Below are 21,244 nucleotides of genomic sequence, written 5' to 3' on the forward strand. Positions count from 1 at the left end.
TCATAGGCTTTTGCTGCGCGGGTCGACCCAGTGGTTGATCAGGTCGACGAGAAAGTTGACGAGCACATAAATCGCCGCCGCCAGCAAGGTGATGCCCAGCAGCAAGGGCATGTCCTTGGTCACGGCGGCGTCGAGCATCAAGCGGCCGATGCCCTGGCGGGCGAAAAGCATTTCGATGATCACCGCGCCGCCCAGCAGGCTGGCGAAAACAAAGCCCGACAAGGTCACTAGCGGCACCAGGGCATGGCGCAAGGCATGCTTGAGGCGCACGCCGGTCTCGGACATGCCGCGGGCGCGGGCCATGGCGATAAACGGCTGTTCGAGGATGTCTTCCAGCTCCTGGCGCAGTACCTGGGTCAGCACCGCGGCAATCGGCAGGGCCAGGGCCAGGCTCGGCAAGATCAGCGCCTGCCAGCTGTTGGAACCGGATGGCGGCAGCAGGTGCCAGCCGAACGAAAACACCAGCAACAGCACGATGCCGATCACGAACGACGGCGCCGACGACAGCACCAGTTCAGTGCCGGACACCAGCGAGCGCACCCAGCGCGGCCGGTTGGCGGTGAGCACCGCGCAGCTCACCGCCAGCACAATCGACAGCAAGGCGGCGGCCAGCGACAGCTGCACGGTGGCGCCCAGCTGGCTGCCGATCACCTGCAGCACCGGAATGCGCAAACGGTACGACTCGCCCAGATCGCCCTGGGCCAGGCGCGCCAGGTACTGGCCGTACTGCACCCACAACGGCTGGTCGAGGCCGTATTCGGCGCGCACCTGGGCAATCAGCTCGGCGCTGGGCATGGCGTCGGGGCCGCCGAGAATCGCCAGGGCCGGGTCGCCGGCGCTGAGGTTGATGGCCAGGAAAGTCAGGGTCGCCGCGCCCCAGAGCACGCCGATGCCGGCCAGCAGGCGCCAGGCCAATCGCTTTAAGCTAGTCATTTGCCCTCCGGCTCGAGCCAGACACTGGTGAAAAACGGGGTGTTGTGCGAAGTGTCGAAAATCAGCCCCTTGACCTGTTTGCGGTAGGCCAGCAGTACATGGCTCTCGAACACCGGCACCGCCGGGATGGTCTGCGCCAGGCGCTGCTGGGCGATGCGGTAGAGGTCGCTCAGCGCCACCGGGTCGGTGGTCTGCCGGGCCGCGCTGAGTACCCGGTCGAGCTCGGCATCGCGAAAGCGCCCGGCGTTCTGGCCGATCAGCTTGGCGGTGCTGATTGCCTGGCTGTGATAGAGGATGTACAGGCCATCGGGGGTGTTGGTGTGCCAGTAACCGCCGCCGATCAGCTGGAAATCACTGGCGTAACGGCGCTGGGTGACCTGGGCCAGGGGCAGCAGGTCGATGTCGATCTTGAGGCCGATCTTCTTCAGGTCGGCCTGGATGGCCACGGCGATACTGCTTGGGTAGGCCGCGGTTTCGTAGGTCAGCAGGTGCGCGGCCAGGCGCTGGCCGTTCTTGACCCGGTAACCCTCGGCGTCGCGCTCACTCCAGCCGGCCTGGTCGAGAATGCGGTTGGCCTCGGCGACGTCATAGGCCAGTACATCCTTGAATGCCGGGTCGTAGTAGCGGGTGTTGGCGGCAAGAAAATCACCCTTGGCCAGGTACTCGCCAAAACCGGTGATCCAGGCCAGGCCGTCGCGGTCGATGGCCTTGGCCACGGCGCGGCGCACCTGCACGTCGTCGAAGGGAAAGCGCTCGACGTTGAAGGTCAGGCTGCGAAACGGGTTGGCCTTGCGAATGCGGCTGCGCATCTGCAAGTCCGGGTTGTCACGGATAGCCCGGGCGTTCTGGGTCGGGGCGTCGACGGTGAAGTCCGACTGGCCGGCTTCCAGGGTACTGAAGCGGATCATCGGCTCGGGGACGATGCTCAGCTCCAGGCGGTCGAGGTAGGCCTCGCCCTGGTGGCGGGTGACTGCGGGCGCCCAGTTGTAGCCCTTGCGCTTGACGAAGTTGGCGCCCTGGTCGCGGGTGTAGCTTTCCAGCACGAAGGGCCCGGAGCCGATCGGGTGCTCGGCGATGGTCTTCGGCGCTTCAAGGATCTGCCGGGGCGAGATCATGCTCAGCCACGACTGCGCCAGCACATCGAGGAACGGCGAATACGGCTCGCGCAGGTGCGCTTCGAAGGTGTACTCATCGACGATGCGCCCGTCGACATATGGGGCGATGTAGGCAGCGGCCAGCGGCGATTTGGTCGCCGGGTCGCGCATGTGTTCAAGGTTGACCTGCACGGCACGGGCGTTGAATTTCTCGCCATCGCTGAAGGTCACGTCGTCGCGCAGGTGAAAGGTGTAGGTCTTGCCGTCGTCGGAGATCTCCCAGGCCTTGGCCAGCCACGGCGAGATATTGCCCTGCTCGTCCTGGTACAGCAGGCAGTCGAACAGAATGCGCCCCAGCCACTGCACATTGCCGTGGGAAATCGAATGCACGTCCAGCGTCGTGGTGTCGGAGGCCGTCGACACCCGCAGGGTGCCACCGGGCTTGCCCGGGGCGGCCTCGTAATAGTCCTGCGCGCCATAGCTGAGGGTGCCGTTGTGCAGCGTGCCGTCGATGCCGCTGCTGCCCTGCTCCGGCGATTGCTCCACCGGCTTGCAGGCGCCCAGGGCCAGCAGCGCGCCAAGCACGGCGGGCGCGCCCAGCCTTGCGATTACTCTCATGCGGTTCTCCTGCAGGTGCCGCGCGAACGGCACCCGCCCCTGGCTCAGAAGTTGTAGGCAATCCCGGTGTAGGCGCCGAAGCCGTCACCCGGGTACAGCGAGGCGGTGTCCTGGCCCTTGGCGTCGTAGCTGGGCACCAGGGCGGTGACGTAGTCCTTGTCGGTGAGGTTCTTCAGGTCCAGGTACACCTGCCAGGTCTTGTTCGGCGCGTCGTAGCCCAGGCGTGCGCCCCACAGGGTGTAGGACGGCGCGTAGAAGCTGTTGGCGTAGTCCACCGCCGTGCTCGATGCCGAGCGCACGTTGATCCCGGCGTAAAAGCCGTTGGCGTACTGGTAGAACAGCTCGCCCTGGTAGATGTGCTTGGGCAGGCCCGGCAGCTCGTTCTTGCTGAACAGCGGGTCGTTGCGGTAGTGGAAGTCGTTGAGGGTGTAGGCCTGGCGCCAGCTCAGCACATCGCCGTTATCGCGCTGCCAGAGCTTGGTGGTCAGCCCCGCCTCGATGCCCTGGTGGATGGTCGGGCTGGCGTTGGAGGTCGAGACCACCGCGGCCGAAGTGTTGGTGGCCGGGAGGATTTCGACGTTGAGCAGTTCGTCCTTGATCCACGATTTGTACAGGGTCAGGCTGCCGTCGAAAATGTCCGAACGCCCGCGAATCCCCAGTTCAACCGTGTTGGCGCTTTGTGGCACCAGGGTCTTGGCGAAGTTGGTGGTCACCCCCGAGCCGGAACTGGACCAGGAGCTGGGCGGGTCGATCGAGCGGCTGACGTTGCCGAATACCTGTACGTCCGGGGTCAGGTAGTAGCGCAGGCCGAGCCGTGGCGCCAGTTTCCATTCCTGGTAGCGGTAGTGGCTGGGGATGCCGCTGGTGTTGGGCCGATCGCTGAAATTGACATCGACATTGCGCTTGACCTCAATGGCCGAGAGGCCCGTAGACAGGTACAGGTTGTCGGTCAGGCCGAGGTCGTTGCCCAGCGAGAACACATGGTCGAACGAGCCGTCGTACTCGACCTGCTTCTGCAACCGGCCCAGGTCCTTGTCGCCGCTGTAGGTGCGCACCCCGGAGCGGATGTGCTGGGTGCTGTTCCAGCCGACCGTGGTGGTGCTCGGCAGGCCAAACAGCTGGTCGCTGCGGGTGTACTTGAGCGAGTAGTTGATGTCGCGCCAGTCCCAGTAGTTGGGGTTGACCGTGCTCTTCTTGCTGAGGATCTGCGGGTAGTTGTGATAGACCAGCCCGGCCACCAGGGTCGAATCGTCATCGAAGGTGTAGGTGGTCTTGCTGCCGACCCAGGTCGAGCCTTCCTTGGTCGAGTCGCCGCGGGTGGCGCGGGTGCTGGGGTTGGTTTGCGAGGAGTTCTTCTTCAGTTGCGCCAGGGTCAGGGCCCCGGAGTTTTCGTGGTATTCCTCGCGGTAGCGGATGTACAGGCGGGTTTCCAGCTTGGGGTTGAAGCGGTAGCCGAAGTTGCTCACTACGCCCTTGGCCTTGGTGAAGGTGAAGTCCTGGTAACCGTCGCGCTTGGAGTTGTCGACACTGATGAAGTAGTCGGCATTGCCAGCCACGCCACCGGTGCTGAGGGTCTGCTTCTGCCAGCCGAAACTGCCGCCTTCGACCTTGATGCGGTTGCCCGGCGCAGTGAGGCCGGAGTTGGTAACGAAGTTGATCGCCCCGCCCAGCGACAAGGCGCCGTATTCGAAGGCGTTGGCACCGCGCAGCACTTCGGTGTAGCTCAGGCCCTGGGTGTCGAGCAGCTCATAGGGCGTGCCTCCGGCGCCGGTCAGGGCCAGGCCGTCGAAGAGAAACTTGGTGCCTTCGCGAAAATAGCCAGGCGAAGTGTTGGCGCCCGAGCCACGGATGGAAATCTTGATCGCATCGTTGCCGCCGGCCGCCTGCGCATACACCCCCGGCTGATAGGCCAGGGTGTCTTCGAGGGTGGCCGAGCGGCCCTTCTCCACCTCGGCCTGCTGGACCAGCCCGGTACCGCCGGGGATCTCGTCCAGTTGCGCCTGCGCCGCTTCTACCGGGGTGGCTTTGGCGGCCTGGACGGTAACCGTCTCCAGGCGTTTTTCAGTCTGTGCAGCGTCTTCGGCCTGGGCCAGCGGCGCCAGGCTCAACAGGGCGGCGCCGACGCTGGCCAGCTTCCAGTCCTTGCCTACTACTTTGGTCGAAGATTTGGATAAAACGGATGTTGCCCGAGGCACGAAATTCAAGGTCTTGCTCCCCACCTGATTAAAAAATAGGCGAGTTTCTATTGGTATAGTCAATCTCGAAGGGAGCTGTTGCAGCGTCCGTGCCAACCACAAAATCCCTTGAAATCCTTGGGTTTGAGCGGTTTCAACGGTTTAAACAATTGTTCGAATTGCGGGTATCTGTCCAACTGCTGTTGCCTGGCGAACAGTTGATCATGGCCCAGGCCTTGATAGATCCTGTCGATAGACCTATCAACAAGGTCGATTAGTCCCACATTCCGTACGGGAATACACTAGCGCGCATACGTCCGCTTAAAACCCTGCGCCAGACAGGGACCTGCGACACACCGTGCTTCGACACCCCAGCCAACTGCGCTTGCGACGCCTTGTTGCCGGGCATGCCTATGCCCGCAGCTTTGTGCAGCCGATAAGAATGAGGAGATACCCATGGGACTTGGCAGACGACAGTTTTTCAAGCTGTGTACCGCCGGCGTCGCCACCGCCACCTGTGCAAGCCTGGGCTTTGCCCCGGGCGTGGCCCAGGCGACCCAGTCGCGCCAGTACAAGCTGCTGCGCGCCAAGGAAACCCGTAACAACTGCACCTATTGCTCGGTCGGTTGCGGGATTCTCATGTACAGCCTCGGCGACGGCGCCAAGAACGCCAAGGCGCGGATCTTCCATATCGAAGGCGACCCTGATCATCCGGTCAGCCGTGGCTCGCTGTGCCCTAAAGGCGCCGGCCTGGTCGACTATGTGCACAGCGAACAGCGCCTGCTCTACCCCGAATACCGCGCACCGGGCTCGGACAAATGGCAGCGCATCAGCTGGGACCACGCCATCGAACGCATCGCCCGGCTGATGAAAGACGACCGCGACGCCAACTTCATCGAGAAGAACGCCAAGGGCACCACGGTCAACCGCTGGCTCAGCACCGGCATGCTCTGCTCGTCGGCGGCCAGCAGCGAAACCGGCTCGCTCGACCAGCGCTTCACCCGTGCCCTGGGCATTCTCGGCACCGACAGCCAGGCGCGGGTCTGCCACGCGCCGACGGTTTCGGCCCTGGCGCCGACCTTTGGCCGTGGCGCCATGACCAACAACTGGGTCGACATCAAGAACGCCAACGTTGTGCTGATCATGGGCGGCAACCCCGCCGAGGCGCACCCGGTGGGCTTCAAGTGGGTGATCGAGGCGAAGATCCGCAACGGCGCCAAGGTCATCGTCGTCGACCCGCGCTTCAACCGCAGCGCCGCGGTGGCCGACATCTACTCGCCGATCCGCGCAGGCTCCGACGTGACCTTCCTGATGGGCGTGGTCAACTACCTGATCAGCCACGACAAGATCCAGCACGAATACGTACGCCACTACACCAACGCCAGCCTGATCGTGCGCGAGGACTACCACTTCGACGACGGCCTGTTCAGCGGCTACGACGCCAACAAGCGCAGCTACGACCGCAGCTCCTGGACCTACGAGCTCGACAGCAAGGGCTACGCCAAGCGCGACCTGACCCTGCAGCACCCGCGTTGCGTGTGGAACCTGCTCAAGGCCCACGTCAGCCGCTACACCCCGCAGATGGTCACCAACGTCTGCGGCACGCCGAAAGATGACTTCCTGAAGATCTGCGCGATCCTTGGCGAAACCAGCGCCCCGGACAAGACCGCGACCTTCCTCTACGCCCTGGGCTGGACCCACCACACCAACGGCGCGCAGATGATCCGCGGTTCGGGCATGATCCAGCTGCTGCTGGGCAACATCGGCATGGCCGGTGGTGGCGTCAACGCCCTGCGCGGCCACTCCAACATCCAGGGCTACACCGACCTGGGCCTGCTGTCGCTGCGCCTGCCTGGCTACATGAACCTGCCGTCCGACGAGCAGACCGACATGGCCACCTACCTCAAGCAGGTGACGCCGGTGGCGCTGCTGGAGGATCAGGTCAACTACTACAAACACACGCCGAAATTCTTCGTCAGCCTGATGAAAAGCCTTTGGGGCGACAAGGCCACCAAAGACAACGACTGGGGCTTCGACTGGCTGCCCAAGTGGGACGACAGCTACGACGTGCTCAACTTCAGCAACCGCATGTACGAAGGCAAGGTCAACGGCTACATCGCCCAGGGCTTCAACCCGGTGGCGGCCTTCCCCGACAAGAACAAGGCCCAGGCAGCGCTGGCCAAGCTCAAGTTCCTGGTGATCATCGACCCGCTGGCCACCGAGACCTCGAGCTTCTGGCAGAACCACGGCGAGCAGCATGACGTCGACACCGCGGCGATCCAGACCGAAGTGTTCCGCCTGCCCTCCTCGTGCTTTGCCGAGGAAGACGGCTCGATCGTCAACTCCGGACGCTGGCTGCAGTGGCACTGGGCCGGCGCGGCGCCTCCGGGCGAGGCCTGGCACGATGGCAAGATCCTCGGCCACCTGTTCCTGAAGATCCGCGAGCTGTACGAAAAGGAAGGCGGCGCCAACCCGGCACCGATCCTCAATATGGCCTGGGACTACGCCGACCCGCTGGACCCCAAGCCCGAGGAAGTGGCCAAGGAGTCCAACGGCCGCGCCCTGGCCGACCTGCACGACGAGCAAGGCAAGCTGATTTTGCGCAAGGGCCAGTTGCTCAGCGACTTTTCGCAGTTGCGCGACGACGGCACGACCCAGTGCTTCAACTGGATCTTCGCCGGCTCCTGGACCGAACAGGGTAACCAGATGGCCCGCCGCGACAACGCCGACAGCGGCCTGGGTTGCACCCCGGGCTGGGCCTGGGCCTGGCCGCAGAACCGGCGCATCCTCTACAACCGCGCCTCGGCCGACCCGCAGGGCAAGCCGTGGGATCCGAAACGCAAGCTGATCGGCTGGGACGGTGTGCGCTGGAGCGGCGTCGACGTGCCCGACTTCGCCGTCAGCGCCGCCCCCGGTGGCAAGGTCAACCCGTTCATCATGCTGCCCGAAGGCCTGGGCCGGCTGTTCTCGGTCGGCGCCATGAACGACGGGCCGTTCCCCGAGCACTACGAGCCGACCGAAAGCCCGCTGGCGAGCAACCCGCTGCACCCGAACGTAACCTACAGCCCGACCGCGCGGCTGTACGAAAGCGACCGCCAGCGCATGGGCAAGCGCGAAGAGTTCCCCTACGTGGCGACCACCTACTCGATCACCGAGCTGTTCCGCCACTGGACCAAGCACGCGCGGCTGAACGCCATCGTCCAGCCCGAGCAGTTCATCGAGATCGGCGAGAAGCTCGCCGCCGACAAGGGCATCGTTCAGGGCGACCTGGTCAAGGTCAGCACCAAGCGTGGCTACATCAAGGCCAAGGCCGTGGTGACCAAGCGCATCCGCCGCCTGGCCGTCGATGGCCAGGATGTCGACACCATCGGCATTCCCTGCCACTGGGGTTACGAAGGCAGCACGCGCAAGGGCTTCCTGGCCAACACCCTGACCCCGGGCATCGGCGAGTCGAACACCCACACGCCGGAGTACAAGGCGTTTCTCGTGAACATTGAAAAGGTCTGAGGGCGAATACCATGTCCATGCAATCCCAAGACATCGTCCGCCGCTCAGCCACCAACGTGCTGACCCCGGCGCCGCACACCCGCGATCACCAGGCCGAAGTGGCCAAGCTGATCGACGTGAGCATCTGCATCGGCTGCAAAGCCTGCCAGGTGGCCTGCAACGAGTGGAACGACCTGCGTGACGAGGTCGGCCACAACGTTGGCGTGTACGACAACCCGGCCGACCTGTCGGCCGAAACCTGGACGCTGATGCGTTTTGATGAAGTCGAAGACGAAAGCGGCAAGCTCGAGTGGCTGATCCGCAAGGACGGCTGCATGCACTGCGCCGACCCCGGCTGCCTGAAAGCCTGCCCGCAACCGGGAGCGATCATCCAGTACGCCAACGGCATCGTCGATTTTCAGTCCGAGCACTGCATCGGTTGCGGCTACTGCATCGCCGGCTGCCCGTTCGATGTGCCGCGCATCAGCAAGAAGGACAACAAGGCCTACAAGTGCACGCTGTGCGTCGACCGCGTGTCGGTCGGCCAGGAGCCGGCCTGCGTCAAGACCTGCCCCACCGGAGCGATCAACTTCGGCAGCAAGCAAGACATGCTGCACCAGGCCAGCGAACGGGTCACCGAGCTGCAGGGCCGCGGCTTTGCCGGGGCCGGCATCTACGACCCGCAAGGCGTTGGCGGCACCCACGTGGTCTACGTGCTGCAGCATGCCGACAAGCCGCAGCTGTACCACAAGCTGCCCACCGACCCGCGCATCAGCAACGCCATCCAGGGCTGGAAAGGCTGGATGAAACCGGTGGCCGCGGCGGCGTTCTTCGCCACCCTGGCCGGCACCCTGTTCCATTACATCGGCGTCGGCCCCAACGAAGTCGATGAACAGGACCAGAAGATCGAAGAGGATACCCACGCATGAACAAGGACAAACTGATCCTGCGTACGCGCTTCATCGAGCGCGCCAGCCACTGGTTCATGGTGATCTGCTTCTTCGCCGTGGCGCTGTCGGGGCTGTCGTGGTTCTTCCCCTCGCTCAACGGCCTCAACGCGGTGTTCGGCACCCCGCAGCTGGCGCGCATCCTCCACCCGTTTTTCGGCGTGGTGGTGTTTTTGCTGCTGATGTTTCTGTTCGTGCGCTTCGTGCGCTACAACCTGCCGGAACGCGAAGACCTGCAGTGGTTCAAGAACGTCAAGCAAGTGCTGGCCGGCAAGCATGAGCCGGCGCTGAACATCGGCAAATACAACGCCGGGCAGAAGATCCTGTTCTGGGGCATCATGGCCCTGATCAGCCTGCTGCTGCTCAGTGGCGTGGTGATCTGGCGGCCGTATTTCGCGCCGCTGTTCAGCATCCCGACCATTCGTATCGGCTTGCTGGTGCATGCACTGGCCGGCATCAGCCTGATTCTGCTGATCATCGGCCATGCCTACCTGGCATTCTGGGTCAAGGGTTCGATCCGCGGCATGGTCACCGGCTACGTCAGCCGCAGCTGGGCCAAGACCCACCACGACCGCTGGTACCGCCAGCTGAACAGCAAGCAAGGCAAAGCCGGGAGCGACAAATGAGCAGCATCCAGATGACCCCGGTGCAGACGCCCAGCGGTGGCGTCAACGAGATCGTCGCGGTACTGCTGCCGTCGCTCAAGGACCGTTACTCAAAACGCGCGGCGCGCCTGCGCCAGCTGGCCGACGGCCACGCCATGGGCGATTACCTGGGGTTTTGTGCCGGTATCGCCGAGGCTCAGCAGCAACTGCTTGCCACCCTGGCGCTGCCTGAAGCGCTGGCGGCCGGGTTGGCGGCGCGCCTGGACGCCGGCCGGGCGCCGCTGGCAAGCGCAGAGTACCCGCGCGACGCTTACTGGCAGCAACTGCTCGGCGCCTTGATCGAGGCACTGTACGGCGACGCCACGCCAGCGGTGCGCAGCACCCTCGACGCCTTGCGCGGCTACTCGCCGGTGCAACTGGAAGAGCGCGCCAGCGCCCTGCTGGCCGGTAGCTACGAGCAGGTCGACAGCGGCCAGGCGCTGTTTCTCTGGAGCGCGCTGTCGCTGTACTTCACCCAGCTGGCCAATGCCCTGCCGGCTTCGGCCAGGGCCTCGCTGGGCGAACAGCGCCAGCACTGCCCGGTGTGCGCCAGCGCGCCGGTGGCCAGCGTGATCATGAACGGCGCCCAGGCCGGCCTGCGTTACCTGCATTGCAGTTTGTGCGAGAGCCGCTGGCACATGGTTCGGGTAAAATGCAGCAACTGCGAAGCCACCGGCGCCCTCGACTACTGGTCGCTGGAGCGTCAGGATGCCGCGATCAAGGCCGAGAGCTGCAACGACTGCCACAGCTACCTGAAAGTGCTGTACCCGGAAAAGGACCGCGACCAGGAAGTGCTGGCCGATGACCTCGCTTCGCTGGCGCTGGACGCCGAAGTGGAGCGCGAGGGTTATGGGCGCAGTGGTGTCAGCCCGTTTCTGTTTCCCGGCTGACAGCATCGCTGGCAAGCCAGCTCCCACAGAGTGCATACACCGGCCCCTGTGGGAGCTGGCTTGCCAGCGATGGGCTGCACAGCAGCCCTCTCACAAGCACCACCCCACCAAGAGACTCCCAATGGGCATCAAGAAATCTTCCGCCGAACTCAAGCGCGACCTCAAGGCCGTCGCCGGCAACCTGGAACGCACCGCCGGTGAAATCAGCAAGCTGGCCGAGCGCATCGACGGCGTCGACGTGGTTGCCGTGCTGCACCTGATGAATCGCCTGTACAAAGACTCCGACAAGCTCAAGGCCTACGCCGACGAAATCAAGGTCGGGCGCATCGTGCGTGGCAAGGCCGAGTAGCCGGGCCATGCGCCGACGACTGACTAGCAAAAGCTGCCAGGGCTCTTACACTTGATCTGAACGGTTGACGTCTGTAGACATGCTTGCAGCCAACCTTGACGAGATGGAGCCTGTCGCGATGCCGAGCCTGGATTTTCTCATTACCTCATTGATCGTCGTGCTGATTCCCGGCAGCGGCGTGATCCTGACCATCTCCACCGCCCTGGTGGCCGGCAAGCGCGCCAGCCTCTACACCGCGCTGGGCTGTACGGCGGGGATCGTCCCGCACCTGCTGGCCTCGATCCTCGGCCTGTCGGCGATCCTGCACACCAGTGCCCTGGCCTTCCAGGGCCTGAAGTTCGCCGGCGTCGCCTACCTGCTGTACCTGGCCTACGCCACCTGGCGCGACCGCTCGGCCTTCGCCGTCGACAGCAACAGCGCGGTGGGTAGCGCTGGCAGCCTGATCCTGCGGGCCTGCCTGCTGAACATCCTCAACCCGAAACTGACGATTTTCTTCCTGGCGTTCCTGCCGCAGTTTATCAGCGCCGAGGCGGGCTCGGTGAGCGGGCAGATGCTCAGCCTGAGCGCAGTGTTCATGCTCATGACCTTCGTGGTGTTTTTGCTGTATGGCCTGCTGGCCAACCTGTTCCGTCGCGCGGTGATTGAATCGCCGCGGGTTCAGAACTGGCTGCGCCGCAGTTTTGCTGCCTCTTTTGCCGGCCTGGGCCTGAACCTGGCGTTCGCCCAGCGCTGAGGAGCGCCTGCGATGAACCGCTGTGACGTACTGATTATCGGCGCCGGCCCCACCGGGCTGGTGCTGGCGCTGTGGCTGAGCAAGCTGGGCATCAAGGTGCGGATCATCGACAGAACCAGCGGCCCCGGCACCACCTCCCGGGCCCTGGCGGTGCAGGCGCGGACCCTGGAGCTGTACCGCCAGCTGGACCTGACCGAGGCAGTCCTCGCCCAGGGCCACCAGGTGCCGGCGGCCAACCTGTGGGTCAAGGGCGAAACCGCCGCGCGGCTGCCGTTCAACAGCATTGGCGCCGAACTTACGCCCTACCCGTTCCTGCATATCTACCCGCAGGACCAGCACGAGCAACTGCTGATCGAGCGCCTGCAGCGCTTTGCGGTGGCCGTCGAACGGCAAACCGAGCTGCTTGGCTTCAGCCAGGACGCCGAAGGCGTCACCGCCCGCCTGCGCCATGCCGACGGCGTCGAGGAAGTCTGCCAAGCCGATTACATCGCCGGTTGCGACGGCGCCCGCTCGACGGTGCGCAAGGTCCTGGGCATCGGCTTTCCCGGCGGCACTTACGAGCAGGTGTTTTATGTCGCCGATGTCGATGGCGCGGGGCCGGCGTTCAATGGCGAGCTGCACGTCGACCTCGACGAGGCCGACTTTCTCGCCGTATTCCCACTGGCCGGCAGCGGCCGCGCGCGGTTGATCGGCACGGTGCGCGACGCGCGTGCCGAATACCCCCGCGACCTGCGTTTCGAGGATGTCAGCCAGCGCGCCATGGAGCACCTGAAGGTCGAGATCCATCAGGTCAACTGGTTCTCTACCTACCGCGTGCACCACCGGGTGGCCGAGCAGTTTGGCCACCAGCGCGCCTTCCTGCTTGGCGACGCCGCCCACGTACACAGCCCGGCCGGTGGCCAGGGCATGAACACCGGCATCGGCGATGCCATCAACCTGGCGTGGAAACTGGCGGCGGTGTTGCAAGGCAGCGCCACCGAGGCCCTGCTCGGAACCTACGAAATCGAGCGCAGTGCTTTTGCCCAGCGGCTGGTGGCGACCACCGACCAGGTGTTCAACTTCATCACCGCCGACGGCCGCCTGGCCGCCCTGCTGCGCACCCGCCTGGCCCCCGTGCTGCTGCCGCGGGTGGCGGCGCTCAAAGCTGCGCGGACGTTTTTGTTCCGCACCGTTTCGCAAATCACCCTGAACTACCGCGACATGCCCCTGAGCGTCGGCAGCGCCGGCCAGGTACACGGTGGCGAGCGCCTGCCGTGGGTCAGCGACGGCGCCCACGACAACTTTGCCGGGCTGGCGCGGATGCGCTGGCAGGTTCAGGTGTATGGTGCGGCCAGCGGCAGCCTGGTGGCCTGGTGCAGCGAGCGCGGCATGCCGCTGGAAGTGTTCGAATGGTGCGACGCCCACGAGGCGGCCGGCTTGCAGCGGGACGGCGTGTACCTGCTGCGCCCGGACAGCTACGTCGCGCTGGCCCAGGTCGGCGCCGGGCCAGAGGTGCTCGAAGAGTACTTCAGTGCACGCGGGATGCGCGGATACTAGCGCTGTTGTGCGAGAATGCGCGCAGGTTTCGCCTCTCTATCTGCTAAGGAATGGCATCATCAGAATCCTCACTTCTTTGCTCCTGGCCTCGACCCTGTTCCTGGCCAGTTGCGGCACTTTTCTTGCGCGCGGCTCCAACAGCTACGGCAGCGGCGACTACTACAAAGGCACCCAGGCCAACGTCCAGTTGCTGACCACGATTGGCGCCAGCGGCTACGAAGGTTATTCAACGATCTTCTGCTGGGTGACCATCGTCTGCCCGGTGGCTGCGATTGTCACCCTGCCGGCGGACATGGTGGTCGACACCGCCCTGCTGCCCTATGACTCGATGAACTGAAATGCCCCAGCTCGACTACCGCCGCGTGGCGTTTCTGAATATCTACATCAATGACTTCATCATCTATATCGGCGCGCCGCTGATGGTGCTGACCCTGTTCGACTGGATGCCGAAAAGCCTGGGCACCACCATTATCCTGGTGGTTCTGGGCCTTGGCTGCCTGACCTTTCCGTTGTCGATGCTGGTGCGCTGCCCACTGTGCAACGCAGCGATGATGCACTTGTACAAGGATGAGGTCGGCACCGCGCTGTCCCGCCGGGTCGGCTTCAGCGAAGTGCGCAAGCTGAAGAAGGTGCGTTGCCTGGGCTGCGATGGGCTGCTGAAGATTCGCGATTGATCGCGGGGCAAGTCGGGTCGCCGCACCGCCGCTCCCGCAGGTTTTGCGCAGTCCGTGTGGGAGCTGGCTTGCCGGCGATGGGCTGCAACGCAGCCCCTAGGCGCGGGCAAACCTGTAGGTCGTCACCCCGCACAACAGCAACCCCGCCAGGGCCAGTGATCCGCCGACATAGCCAATATTGCCCAGGCCCATGTGCACGCTGACCAGGCTGCCGATCAGCGCCCCGGCACCAATGCCGATGTTGTAGATGCCAGAGAACATGGCCATGGCCACGTCGGTGGCGTCCGAGGCGAGGATCAGCACCTTGGACTGCAACGCCAGGCTGAAGCACATGATCGACACGCCCCAGAACACGCTCAAGGTGCCCAGCAGGCGGAAGTCGGCGGCCAACGGCAGCAACAGCAGCAGACAGGTCGCCAGCATGGCGATCGCACCGATCAAAAAGCCCTGCGGGAATCGCTCGCTGTAGCGGCTGAACAGCACCGAGCCGAACACCCCGGCGCCGCCAAACAGCAACAGCAGCACGGTGGTCAGTTCGCCGCCGATCTGCGCGACGTTCAGGGCAAACGGCTCGATGTAACTGTAGGCAGTGAACTGCGCGGCAATCACCAGCGCCACCAGCACATACACGGTGACCAGCGCCGGGCGCTTGAACAGCACCGGTACGCTGCGCAACGAGCCGGAGTTCTGGCTCGGCAGCAGCGGCAGCGATTTGACCAGGCACAACAAGGTTGCCAAAGCCACCCCGGCAATCGCCAGGAAGGTGGTGCGCCAGCCCAGGGCCTCGCCCACCACCCGCCCCAGCGGAATGCCCATGACCATCGCCAGGGTGGTACCGGTTGCCAGCAGCCCCAGGGCCTTGGCCTGTTGCCCCGGCGGCGCTACGCGCACTGCCAGCGAGGCAGTAATGGCCCAGAACACCGCATGGGCCAGGGCGATGCCGATACGGCTGACCAGCAGCATGCCAAAGCTCTGCGCCACCCCCGAAAGCAAATGGCTGAGGATGAACAAGGCAAAGACGATGATCAGCAACTTGCGCCGCTCGATATTGCGGGTCAGCAGCATCATCGGCAGCGAGGCCAGGGCCACCACCCAGGCATAGATGGTCAGCATCAGGCCGACCTGGGCGGTGGACATGTCGAAGCTGCGGCCGATGTCGCTGAGCAGCGCCACCGGGACGAATTCAGTGGTGTTGAAAATGAAGGCCGCCAGGGCCAGGGCGATGACACTCAGCCAACTGCCGGTTCGCGCATCCACGGATGTATTCATGAGTAAAGCCTTGCTCCGAGTCGTTTGCGGTTGCCGGGAACGAAAACGCGCCCAGCGCCAGACACTCATGCCGGTCGGGCCTGAGTGAAGCGTGTGCGCTGAGGAAAGATTTATAAGTATGCGGGGTATCGCTTGCTGGCAAGGATAGTACGTCAGCACCGAAGCTGTCACAACCGCGCAGGCGTGGAGTACCATGGCCCGATTCGTTCATGGAAGACTCCCCGCTATGTCGCAACCCTCCCAGGCTTTGGCCAACATCCTCGACAATGACAGCCTGATCGCCGCTATCGACCAGGGCCTGGCGCCGCAGTACCTGTACTTCTGGGGCCACCGGCAAAAGGTCGAGGGCAAGCCGGACAAAAGCTGCTTCAGCCAGTGGTTCGAGGCCGGCTTCAAAGAGCAAGGCCTCCACTACCCCAGCGCCGAGCACTACATGATGGCCGGCAAGGCGCGGCTGTTCGACGACCAGGCAACGTTGGCGAAAATTCTCGCCGCGCGCACGCCGGCCGAGGCCAAGAAGCTGGGCCGCGAAGTCGCCGGCTACGATGACGCCGCCTGGGTGGCCGAGCGCTCGGCGATCGTCGAGCAGGCCAACCTGCTCAAGTTCGAACAGAACCCGGGGCTGCGCACATTTCTACTCTCTACCGCCGGCCAGGTGCTGGTCGAGGCCAGCCCGGTGGACAGCATCTGGGGCATCGGCCTGGACGCCAAGGCCGCGCAAGCGGCCGATCCACGCCAGTGGCAAGGGCTGAACCTGCTCGGTTATGCGCTGATGCGCGTGCGCGAGCGCCTGGCTGGCTGAGGGCCCAGCGCAGGATTTTTCTGCGCTGCTACACTTTATTCGCGCAGATGGAGGATTCCCTCATGTCCGATAAAGAGATCACCACAGCCCTTAACCTGATCAACCAACGCCAGGCCCGGCTCGCTTCGGCGTGCAAGGAGATTGCCGACTGGATCGACCGCCAGGGCGATGTGCCGGTGGCCGGCAAGATCCGCGACACCCTCAAGGCCGTCGAAGCCGATGATCAGCTGGTCAGAAAAACCCTCACTTCGCTGAGCGTCGAACGCCCGCTGCCGCGTTTCCGCTAGCCCGCAAAGGCGGGTGGCGGGTGCGCGACACGCGTGAGGTCAATCGCCCAAGAGCCTGGGTCGCCAGTGCCAGGTGCTGTTTATCGTCTACGATTTCCAGCAACTTCTGGCACATTCCGGTGACTGGCTGTCAATGAATATCCTTTACGACGAAAACGTCGATGGTGCCCTGCCCGCCGTCGACAAGCAGGCGCTGCTGCAGGCCTTGCAGGCACAACTGCCCGATCTCGATATCCTCCACGCCGAGGAAGACCTCAAGCCCTACGAATGCGATGGCCTCTCGGCCTACCGCACACTGCCGCTGCTGGTGTTGCTGCCGCATACCCTCGAGCAGGTGCAAGGCATCCTCAGGCTGTGTTTTGCCCGCAAGGTGCCGGTGGTCGCCCGTGGCGCCGGCACTGGCCTGTCGGGCGGCGCCCTGCCCCTGGAAAAAGGCGTGCTGCTGGTGATGGCGCGCTTCAACAAGATCCTCGCCATTGACCCCGCCGCGCGCACCGCGCGGGTGCAGCCGGGGGTGCGCAACCTGGCGATCTCCCAGGCCGCCGCGCCTTATGAGCTGTACTACGCACCCGACCCGTCGTCGCAGATCGCCTGCTCGATCGGTGGCAACGTCGCCGAAAATGCCGGCGGCGTGCACTGCCTGAAATATGGCCTGACCGTGCACAACCTGCTCAAGGTCGAGATCCTTACCGTTGAAGGCGAATGCCTGACCCTCGGTGCCGACAGCCTCGATGCCCCGGGCTTTGACCTGCTGGCGCTGTTCACCGGTTCCGAAGGCATGCTCGGGATCATCACCGAAGTAACGGTCAAGCTGCTGCCCAGGCCGCAGGTGGCCAAGGTGCTGCTGGCGGCTTTCGACTCGGTGGAAAAAGCCGGGCGCGCGGTTGGCGACATCATCGCTGCCGGGATCATTCCCGGTGGCCTGGAGATGATGGACAACCTGGCGATCCGCGCCGCTGAAGACTTCATTCATGCCGGCTACCCGGTCGACGCCGAGGCGATTCTGCTGTGCGAACTGGATGGCGTCGAAGCCGATGTGCACGACGATTGCGAGCGGGTACGTACCCTGTTCGAACAGGCCGGTGCCAGCGAAGTACGCCAGGCCCGTGACGAGGTGGAGCGGGTGAAGTTCTGGGCCGGGCGCAAGAACGCCTTTCCGGCGGTCGGGCGAATTTCAGCCGATTATTACTGCATGGACGGCACCATCCCACGCCGCGAGTTGCCCCATGTGCTGCAACGCATCGCCGTGCTATCGCATAAATACGATCTGCGGGTGGCCAACGTCTTTCATGCCGGCGACGGCAACATGCACCCGCTGATCCTCTTCGACGCCAACCAGCCCGGCGAGCTGGAGCGCGCCGAAGCCTTTGGCGGCGAGATTCTCGAACTGTGCGTGAGTGTCGGCGGCAGCATCACCGGCGAGCATGGCGTCGGCCGCGAGAAGATCAACCAGATGTGCGCGCAGTTCAGCAGCGACGAGCTGACCCTGTTTCACGCAGTCAAGGCGGCCTTCGACCCCCATCGCTTGCTCAACCCCGGCAAGAACATCCCGACCCTGCAGCGCTGCGCCGAGTTTGGCGCCATGCATGTACACGCCGGGCAACTGCCCTTCCCCGAGCTGGAGCGCTTCTGATGCTGGCGCACAACAACGATGCCAGCCAGGCGCTGCTCGAACAGGTCAACCAGGCCCGCGCCGAGGGCACGCCCTTGCGCATTCGAGGCGGCGCCAGCAAGGCTTATCTCGGCCGCCCGGTAGCCGGGATCGAGCTCGATACCCGCGAGCACCGCGGCATCGTCAACTACGACCCGACGGAGCTGGTGATCACCGCCCGCGCCGGCACGCCGCTGAGCGAGTTGGCAGCGACGCTTGAGGCCGCCGGGCAGATGCTGCCCTGCGAGCCGCCGCACAGTGACGACGGCGCAACCCTCGGCGGCATGCTCGCTGCCGGGCTGTCGGGGCCGCGCCGGCCCTGGGCCGGCTCGGTTCGCGACTACGTGCTCGGCACCCGGGTGATCAGCGGCCTGGGCCTGCACCTGCGTTTTGGCGGCGAGGTGATGAAGAACGTCGCCGGCTACGACCTGTCGCGGCTGATGGCCAGCAGCTTCGGCTGCCTGGGGCTGATCAGCGAGGTGTCGCTCAAAGTGCTGCCCAAGCCGCGCTGCGACGCGCACATCGCCCTGCAGCTCGACCCGCAGCAAGCCCTGCTGAAACTGGCGCAATGGGGCCAGCAACCGCTGCCGATCAGCGCCGCCTGCCATGACGGCACGGTGTTGCGTCTGCGCCTGGAAGGCGGTGAAGGTTCGGTCAAGGCCGCCCGCGACCGGCTCGGCGGCGAGCGCTTCAAGGCTTGCTGGTGGCAAGACCTGAACCACCAGCGCCTGGGGTTTTTCGCCGACCCGCGCCCGCTGTGGCGCATATCCTTGCCCAACCACAGCCCGCTGCTGGAGCTGCCCGGCGAGCAACTGCTGGACTGGGCCGGTGCCCAGCGCTGGCTCAAGTCCGAGGCCCCGGCCGAGGCCATTCGCGCGGCTGCAAGCCGACTGGGCGGCCATGCCACCTGCTACAGCGCCAGCGACAGCCCGTTCCAGCCGCTACCCGCGGCCTTGCTGCGCTATCACCAGCAACTCAAGCAGCGCCTCGACCCGCAAGGGATCTTCAACCCCGGGCGGATGTACGCGGAGATCTGAGCCATGCAAACCACCCTGAGCGATGCCGCCAAACGCCTGGCCCGCGCCGAAGAGGCCGAGCGCATCCTGCGCAGCTGCGTGCACTGCGGCTTCTGCAACGCCACCTGCCCGACCTATCTGCTGCTCGGCGACGAACTGGACGGCCCGCGCGGGCGCATCTACCTGATCAAGCAGGTGCTCGAAGGCCAGCCGGCCAGCGCCAAGACCCAACTGCACCTGGACCGCTGCCTGTCGTGCCGCAACTGTGAAACCACCTGCCCGTCCGGGGTCGACTACCACAACCTGCTGGACATCGGCCGCGCCGTGATTGACCAGGCGGTGGCCCGCCCGCCGCTGCAGCGGGCCTTGCGCAGCGGCCTGCGCAACCTGGCCAGCCACCCAGCGGCTTTCAAGCGCCTGGTGCAACTGGGGCGCAGCGTCGACAGCCTGCTGCCGGCAGCGCTCAAGGCCAAGCTACCGCGCTCGCTGACCGTGGCCCAGGCGCGCCCGCAAGCGCACCATGAGCGGCGGGTGTTGCTGCTTGAAGGCTGCGTGCAACCCGGCCTGTCGCCCAACACCAACGCCGCCACGGCGCGGGTGCTCGATCGCCTGGGCATCAGCGTCACCGCCACGCCCCAGGCCGGCTGCTGTGGCGCTGTCGACTATCACCTCGATGCCCAAGCCCGTGGCCTAGAACGTGCCCGGCACAACATCGACGCCTGGTGGCCGGCCATCGAGGCCGGCGCCGAAGCCATCGTGCAAACCGCCAGCGGTTGCGGCGCCTTCGTCAAGGACTACGCCAAGCTGCTGCACGGCGATGCGCAGTACGCAAGCAAAGCCCGGCGGGTCAGCGAACTGGCCAGGGACCTGGTCGAGGTCGTCGCGGCCGAGCCGCTGGATAAACTGGCCTGCCACAGCGGCCAGCTGCTGGCGGTGCATTGCCCGTGCAGCCTGCAGCATGCGCAGAAGCTTGGCGGCAGCGTCGAGGCCCTGCTCAAGCGCCTGGGTTTCAACCTCAGCAATGTGCCCGACGGCCATCTGTGCTGCGGCTCGGCGGGCACCTATTCGCTGACCCAGCCGCAACTGGCCAGGCAGTTGCGCGACAACAAGCTCGATGCCCTGGAAAGCGGCCGGCCGGATGTCATCGTCAGCGCCAATATCGGCTGCCAGACCCACCTCGATGGCGCCGGGCGCACCCCGGTGCGGCACTGGATCGAGCTGGTGGACGAGGCGCTAGCGAAGTCGCCAAGCCTGGCATAAGCTCAAACGGGCACCCCTGTTCGACAACCCGAGGACTCGTCATGCGTCATCTTCTGCTTGTCTCACTGCTGGTCATCAGCCCCGCCGTCCTGGCCAAGACCGAATGCAGCACTGCCGAAAAGAACCAATGGCAGGACCAGAACAACTTTCAGGAAGAACTGAAAAAGCAGGGCTACGAGATCAAGGAGTTCAAGGTCACCAAGGGCAATTGCTACGAGATCTACGGCAAGAACAAAGACGGTAAAAAAGTCGAGATCTACTTCGACCCGGTCACCGGCAAGAAGGTCAAGGAAGAGATCGACTGAGGTGAGCGACGATAGCCTGCGCCTCTGGGACCCGCTGGTGCGCCTGTGCCACTGGTCGCTGGTGGTGGTGTTTGTCGGCGGCTATTTTCTCACCGAAGAAGGCGATGGCTGGCACCGCTGGCTGGGCTATTACGGCCTGACGATCGTACTGCTGCGCAGTGTCTGGGGCTTTGTCGGCAGCCCGGCGGCGCGCTGGGCGCACTTCTGGCCAACGCCCACGCGCTTGAAGTGGCACTTGCAGGCCCTGTTCAGCGGCCAAGACTACCACCGCCTCGGCCATTCGCCGTTGGGCGCGCTGGTGATGGTGCTGATGTTGCTGCTGATGGCCGGCCTTGGCGTCAGCGGCTTCATGATGGAAGAGATCTACTACTTCTGGGGCGACGACGGCCTGCGCGATATCCATGAGCTGATGGCCGATGCCCTGTTGGCGCTGGTGTGCCTGCACATTGCGGCGGCGCTGTTCGAGAGCTGGCGGCTGAAGGAGAACCTGCCGCTGTCGATGGTCACCGGCAGGCGCCGGCGGCGCTGAAACGGTCGCGGGTCAAGCCAGCACCCACCGAACGGTGGAACTGGCTT

The 21,244-nt window shown here is 64.8% G+C and carries 20 protein-coding genes; 16 read left to right on the forward strand and 4 right to left on the reverse strand.

What is annotated here, in order from left to right; translation table 11 throughout:
- Genes UB48_RS04165 through UB48_RS04175 form a run of 3 tightly spaced genes read right to left on the reverse strand, consistent with a single transcriptional unit; the run spans position 1 to position 4,840 of the window.
- Positions 1 to 933: an ABC transporter permease gene (locus UB48_RS04165; protein WP_045194283.1), complete on the reverse strand. Its 933-nt coding sequence runs from the start codon at positions 931 to 933 to the stop codon at positions 1 to 3.
- On the reverse strand, positions 930 to 2,645 hold the full coding sequence (locus tag UB48_RS04170) for an ABC transporter substrate-binding protein (protein WP_045194287.1): 1,716 nt from the start codon (positions 2,643 to 2,645) through the stop codon (positions 930 to 932). Before UB48_RS04170 ends, UB48_RS04165 begins: the two co-directional genes overlap by 4 nt.
- Positions 2,646 to 2,689: 44 nt before the next feature.
- A complete protein-coding gene (locus UB48_RS04175; protein ID WP_045195665.1) occupies positions 2,690 to 4,840 on the reverse strand; it encodes a TonB-dependent receptor in 2,151 nt (716 codons plus the stop codon).
- Between the two features lie 435 nt (positions 4,841 to 5,275).
- Between UB48_RS04175 and fdnG the strand changes: the two genes are divergently transcribed.
- From fdnG to UB48_RS04220, 9 genes are all read left to right on the forward strand, one after another.
- A complete protein-coding gene (fdnG, locus tag UB48_RS04180) occupies positions 5,276 to 8,326 on the forward strand; it encodes a formate dehydrogenase-N subunit alpha (RefSeq protein WP_082075388.1) in 3,051 nt (1,016 codons plus the stop codon).
- A gap of 17 nt (positions 8,327 to 8,343) precedes the next feature.
- On the forward strand, positions 8,344 to 9,234 hold the full coding sequence (fdxH, locus tag UB48_RS04185) for a formate dehydrogenase subunit beta (RefSeq protein WP_275559268.1): 891 nt from the start codon (positions 8,344 to 8,346) through the stop codon (positions 9,232 to 9,234).
- The gene (locus UB48_RS04190) at positions 9,231 to 9,878 is read left to right on the forward strand and encodes a formate dehydrogenase subunit gamma (protein WP_045194293.1); all 648 of its coding nucleotides are present in this window, start codon (positions 9,231 to 9,233) and stop codon (positions 9,876 to 9,878) included. Before fdxH ends, UB48_RS04190 begins: the two co-directional genes overlap by 4 nt.
- On the forward strand, positions 9,875 to 10,786 hold the full coding sequence (fdhE, locus tag UB48_RS04195) for a formate dehydrogenase accessory protein FdhE (RefSeq protein ID WP_045194296.1): 912 nt from the start codon (positions 9,875 to 9,877) through the stop codon (positions 10,784 to 10,786). The genes UB48_RS04190 and fdhE overlap by 4 nt, the downstream gene beginning before the upstream one ends.
- Before the next feature lie 121 nt (positions 10,787 to 10,907).
- Entirely contained in the window at positions 10,908 to 11,135 is a 228-nt protein-coding gene (locus UB48_RS04200) for a hypothetical protein (RefSeq protein ID WP_045194298.1), read from the forward strand.
- 118 nt (positions 11,136 to 11,253) lie between these two features.
- Entirely contained in the window at positions 11,254 to 11,868 is a 615-nt protein-coding gene (locus tag UB48_RS04205) for a LysE family translocator (RefSeq protein WP_045194300.1), read from the forward strand.
- Between the two features lie 12 nt (positions 11,869 to 11,880).
- The gene (locus tag UB48_RS04210; protein ID WP_045194302.1) at positions 11,881 to 13,404 is read left to right on the forward strand and encodes an FAD-dependent oxidoreductase; all 1,524 of its coding nucleotides are present in this window, start codon (positions 11,881 to 11,883) and stop codon (positions 13,402 to 13,404) included.
- Between the two features lie 76 nt (positions 13,405 to 13,480).
- Positions 13,481 to 13,741 carry a YceK/YidQ family lipoprotein gene (locus UB48_RS04215; protein ID WP_306764570.1) on the forward strand — a complete coding sequence of 87 codons (261 nt, stop codon included), beginning with the start codon at positions 13,481 to 13,483 and terminating at the stop codon, positions 13,739 to 13,741.
- Between the two features lies 1 nt (position 13,742).
- Positions 13,743 to 14,078, forward strand: a complete 336-nt coding sequence (locus UB48_RS04220; protein ID WP_045194304.1) for a hypothetical protein — start codon at positions 13,743 to 13,745, stop codon at positions 14,076 to 14,078.
- A gap of 96 nt (positions 14,079 to 14,174) precedes the next feature.
- Here the strand turns inward: UB48_RS04220 and UB48_RS04225 are convergent, their stop codons facing one another.
- Entirely contained in the window at positions 14,175 to 15,347 is a 1,173-nt protein-coding gene (locus UB48_RS04225; protein WP_045194307.1) for a sugar transporter, read from the reverse strand.
- Between the two features lie 226 nt (positions 15,348 to 15,573).
- Between UB48_RS04225 and UB48_RS04230 the strand changes: the two genes are divergently transcribed.
- The 7 genes from UB48_RS04230 to UB48_RS04260 all read left to right on the forward strand — a co-directional run bounded on the left by UB48_RS04230 (position 15,574) and on the right by UB48_RS04260 (position 21,197).
- Positions 15,574 to 16,149, forward strand: coding sequence for an NADAR family protein (locus tag UB48_RS04230; RefSeq protein ID WP_045194309.1), 576 nt, complete (start codon positions 15,574 to 15,576; stop codon positions 16,147 to 16,149).
- Positions 16,150 to 16,211: 62 nt separating this feature from the next.
- Positions 16,212 to 16,436, forward strand: coding sequence for a hypothetical protein (locus UB48_RS04235; RefSeq protein ID WP_010222367.1), 225 nt, complete (start codon positions 16,212 to 16,214; stop codon positions 16,434 to 16,436).
- Positions 16,437 to 16,569: 133 nt separating this feature from the next.
- The gene (gene glcD / locus UB48_RS04240) at positions 16,570 to 18,069 is read left to right on the forward strand and encodes a glycolate oxidase subunit GlcD (protein ID WP_045195671.1); all 1,500 of its coding nucleotides are present in this window, start codon (positions 16,570 to 16,572) and stop codon (positions 18,067 to 18,069) included.
- The gene (gene glcE, locus UB48_RS04245) at positions 18,069 to 19,124 is read left to right on the forward strand and encodes a glycolate oxidase subunit GlcE (protein ID WP_045194311.1); all 1,056 of its coding nucleotides are present in this window, start codon (positions 18,069 to 18,071) and stop codon (positions 19,122 to 19,124) included. The genes glcD and glcE overlap by 1 nt, the downstream gene beginning before the upstream one ends.
- A 3-nt stretch (positions 19,125 to 19,127) precedes the next feature.
- The gene (gene glcF, locus UB48_RS04250; protein ID WP_045194313.1) at positions 19,128 to 20,363 is read left to right on the forward strand and encodes a glycolate oxidase subunit GlcF; all 1,236 of its coding nucleotides are present in this window, start codon (positions 19,128 to 19,130) and stop codon (positions 20,361 to 20,363) included.
- A gap of 41 nt (positions 20,364 to 20,404) precedes the next feature.
- Positions 20,405 to 20,668, forward strand: coding sequence for a PepSY domain-containing protein (locus UB48_RS04255; RefSeq protein WP_045194315.1), 264 nt, complete (start codon positions 20,405 to 20,407; stop codon positions 20,666 to 20,668).
- Position 20,669: 1 nt separating this feature from the next.
- The gene (locus UB48_RS04260) at positions 20,670 to 21,197 is read left to right on the forward strand and encodes a cytochrome b/b6 domain-containing protein (RefSeq protein WP_045194317.1); all 528 of its coding nucleotides are present in this window, start codon (positions 20,670 to 20,672) and stop codon (positions 21,195 to 21,197) included.
- Positions 21,198 to 21,244: the final 47 nt, after the last annotated feature.

Source organism: Pseudomonas sp. 2(2015), from assembly GCF_000955865.1.
Classification (GTDB): Bacteria; Pseudomonadota; Gammaproteobacteria; order Pseudomonadales; family Pseudomonadaceae; genus Aquipseudomonas.

Excerpts from the sequence above, each read along its gene's own strand:
- UB48_RS04190 (WP_045194293.1), top strand. The coding sequence starts at position 9,231 with ATGAACAAGGACAAACTGATCCTGCGTACGCGCTTCATCGAGCGCGCC.
- glcF (WP_045194313.1), top strand. The coding sequence starts at position 19,128 with ATGCAAACCACCCTGAGCGATGCCGCCAAACGCCTGGCCCGCGCCGAA.
- UB48_RS04220 (WP_045194304.1), top strand. The coding sequence starts at position 13,743 with ATGCCCCAGCTCGACTACCGCCGCGTGGCGTTTCTGAATATCTACATC.
- UB48_RS04255 (WP_045194315.1), top strand. The coding sequence starts at position 20,405 with ATGCGTCATCTTCTGCTTGTCTCACTGCTGGTCATCAGCCCCGCCGTC.
- UB48_RS04230 (WP_045194309.1), top strand. The coding sequence starts at position 15,574 with ATGTCGCAACCCTCCCAGGCTTTGGCCAACATCCTCGACAATGACAGC.
- UB48_RS04170 (WP_045194287.1), bottom strand. The coding sequence starts at position 2,645 with ATGAGAGTAATCGCAAGGCTGGGCGCGCCCGCCGTGCTTGGCGCGCTG.
- UB48_RS04210 (WP_045194302.1), top strand. The coding sequence starts at position 11,881 with ATGAACCGCTGTGACGTACTGATTATCGGCGCCGGCCCCACCGGGCTG.
- glcD (WP_045195671.1), top strand. The coding sequence starts at position 16,570 with ATGAATATCCTTTACGACGAAAACGTCGATGGTGCCCTGCCCGCCGTC.
- glcE (WP_045194311.1), top strand. The coding sequence starts at position 18,069 with ATGCTGGCGCACAACAACGATGCCAGCCAGGCGCTGCTCGAACAGGTC.
- UB48_RS04205 (WP_045194300.1), top strand. The coding sequence starts at position 11,254 with ATGCCGAGCCTGGATTTTCTCATTACCTCATTGATCGTCGTGCTGATT.
- fdhE (WP_045194296.1), top strand. The coding sequence starts at position 9,875 with ATGAGCAGCATCCAGATGACCCCGGTGCAGACGCCCAGCGGTGGCGTC.
- UB48_RS04165 (WP_045194283.1), bottom strand. The coding sequence starts at position 933 with ATGACTAGCTTAAAGCGATTGGCCTGGCGCCTGCTGGCCGGCATCGGC.
- UB48_RS04200 (WP_045194298.1), top strand. The coding sequence starts at position 10,908 with ATGGGCATCAAGAAATCTTCCGCCGAACTCAAGCGCGACCTCAAGGCC.
- UB48_RS04225 (WP_045194307.1), bottom strand. The coding sequence starts at position 15,347 with ATGAATACATCCGTGGATGCGCGAACCGGCAGTTGGCTGAGTGTCATC.
- fdxH (WP_275559268.1), top strand. The coding sequence starts at position 8,344 with ATGCAATCCCAAGACATCGTCCGCCGCTCAGCCACCAACGTGCTGACC.
- fdnG (WP_082075388.1), top strand. The coding sequence starts at position 5,276 with ATGGGACTTGGCAGACGACAGTTTTTCAAGCTGTGTACCGCCGGCGTC.
- UB48_RS04235 (WP_010222367.1), top strand. The coding sequence starts at position 16,212 with ATGTCCGATAAAGAGATCACCACAGCCCTTAACCTGATCAACCAACGC.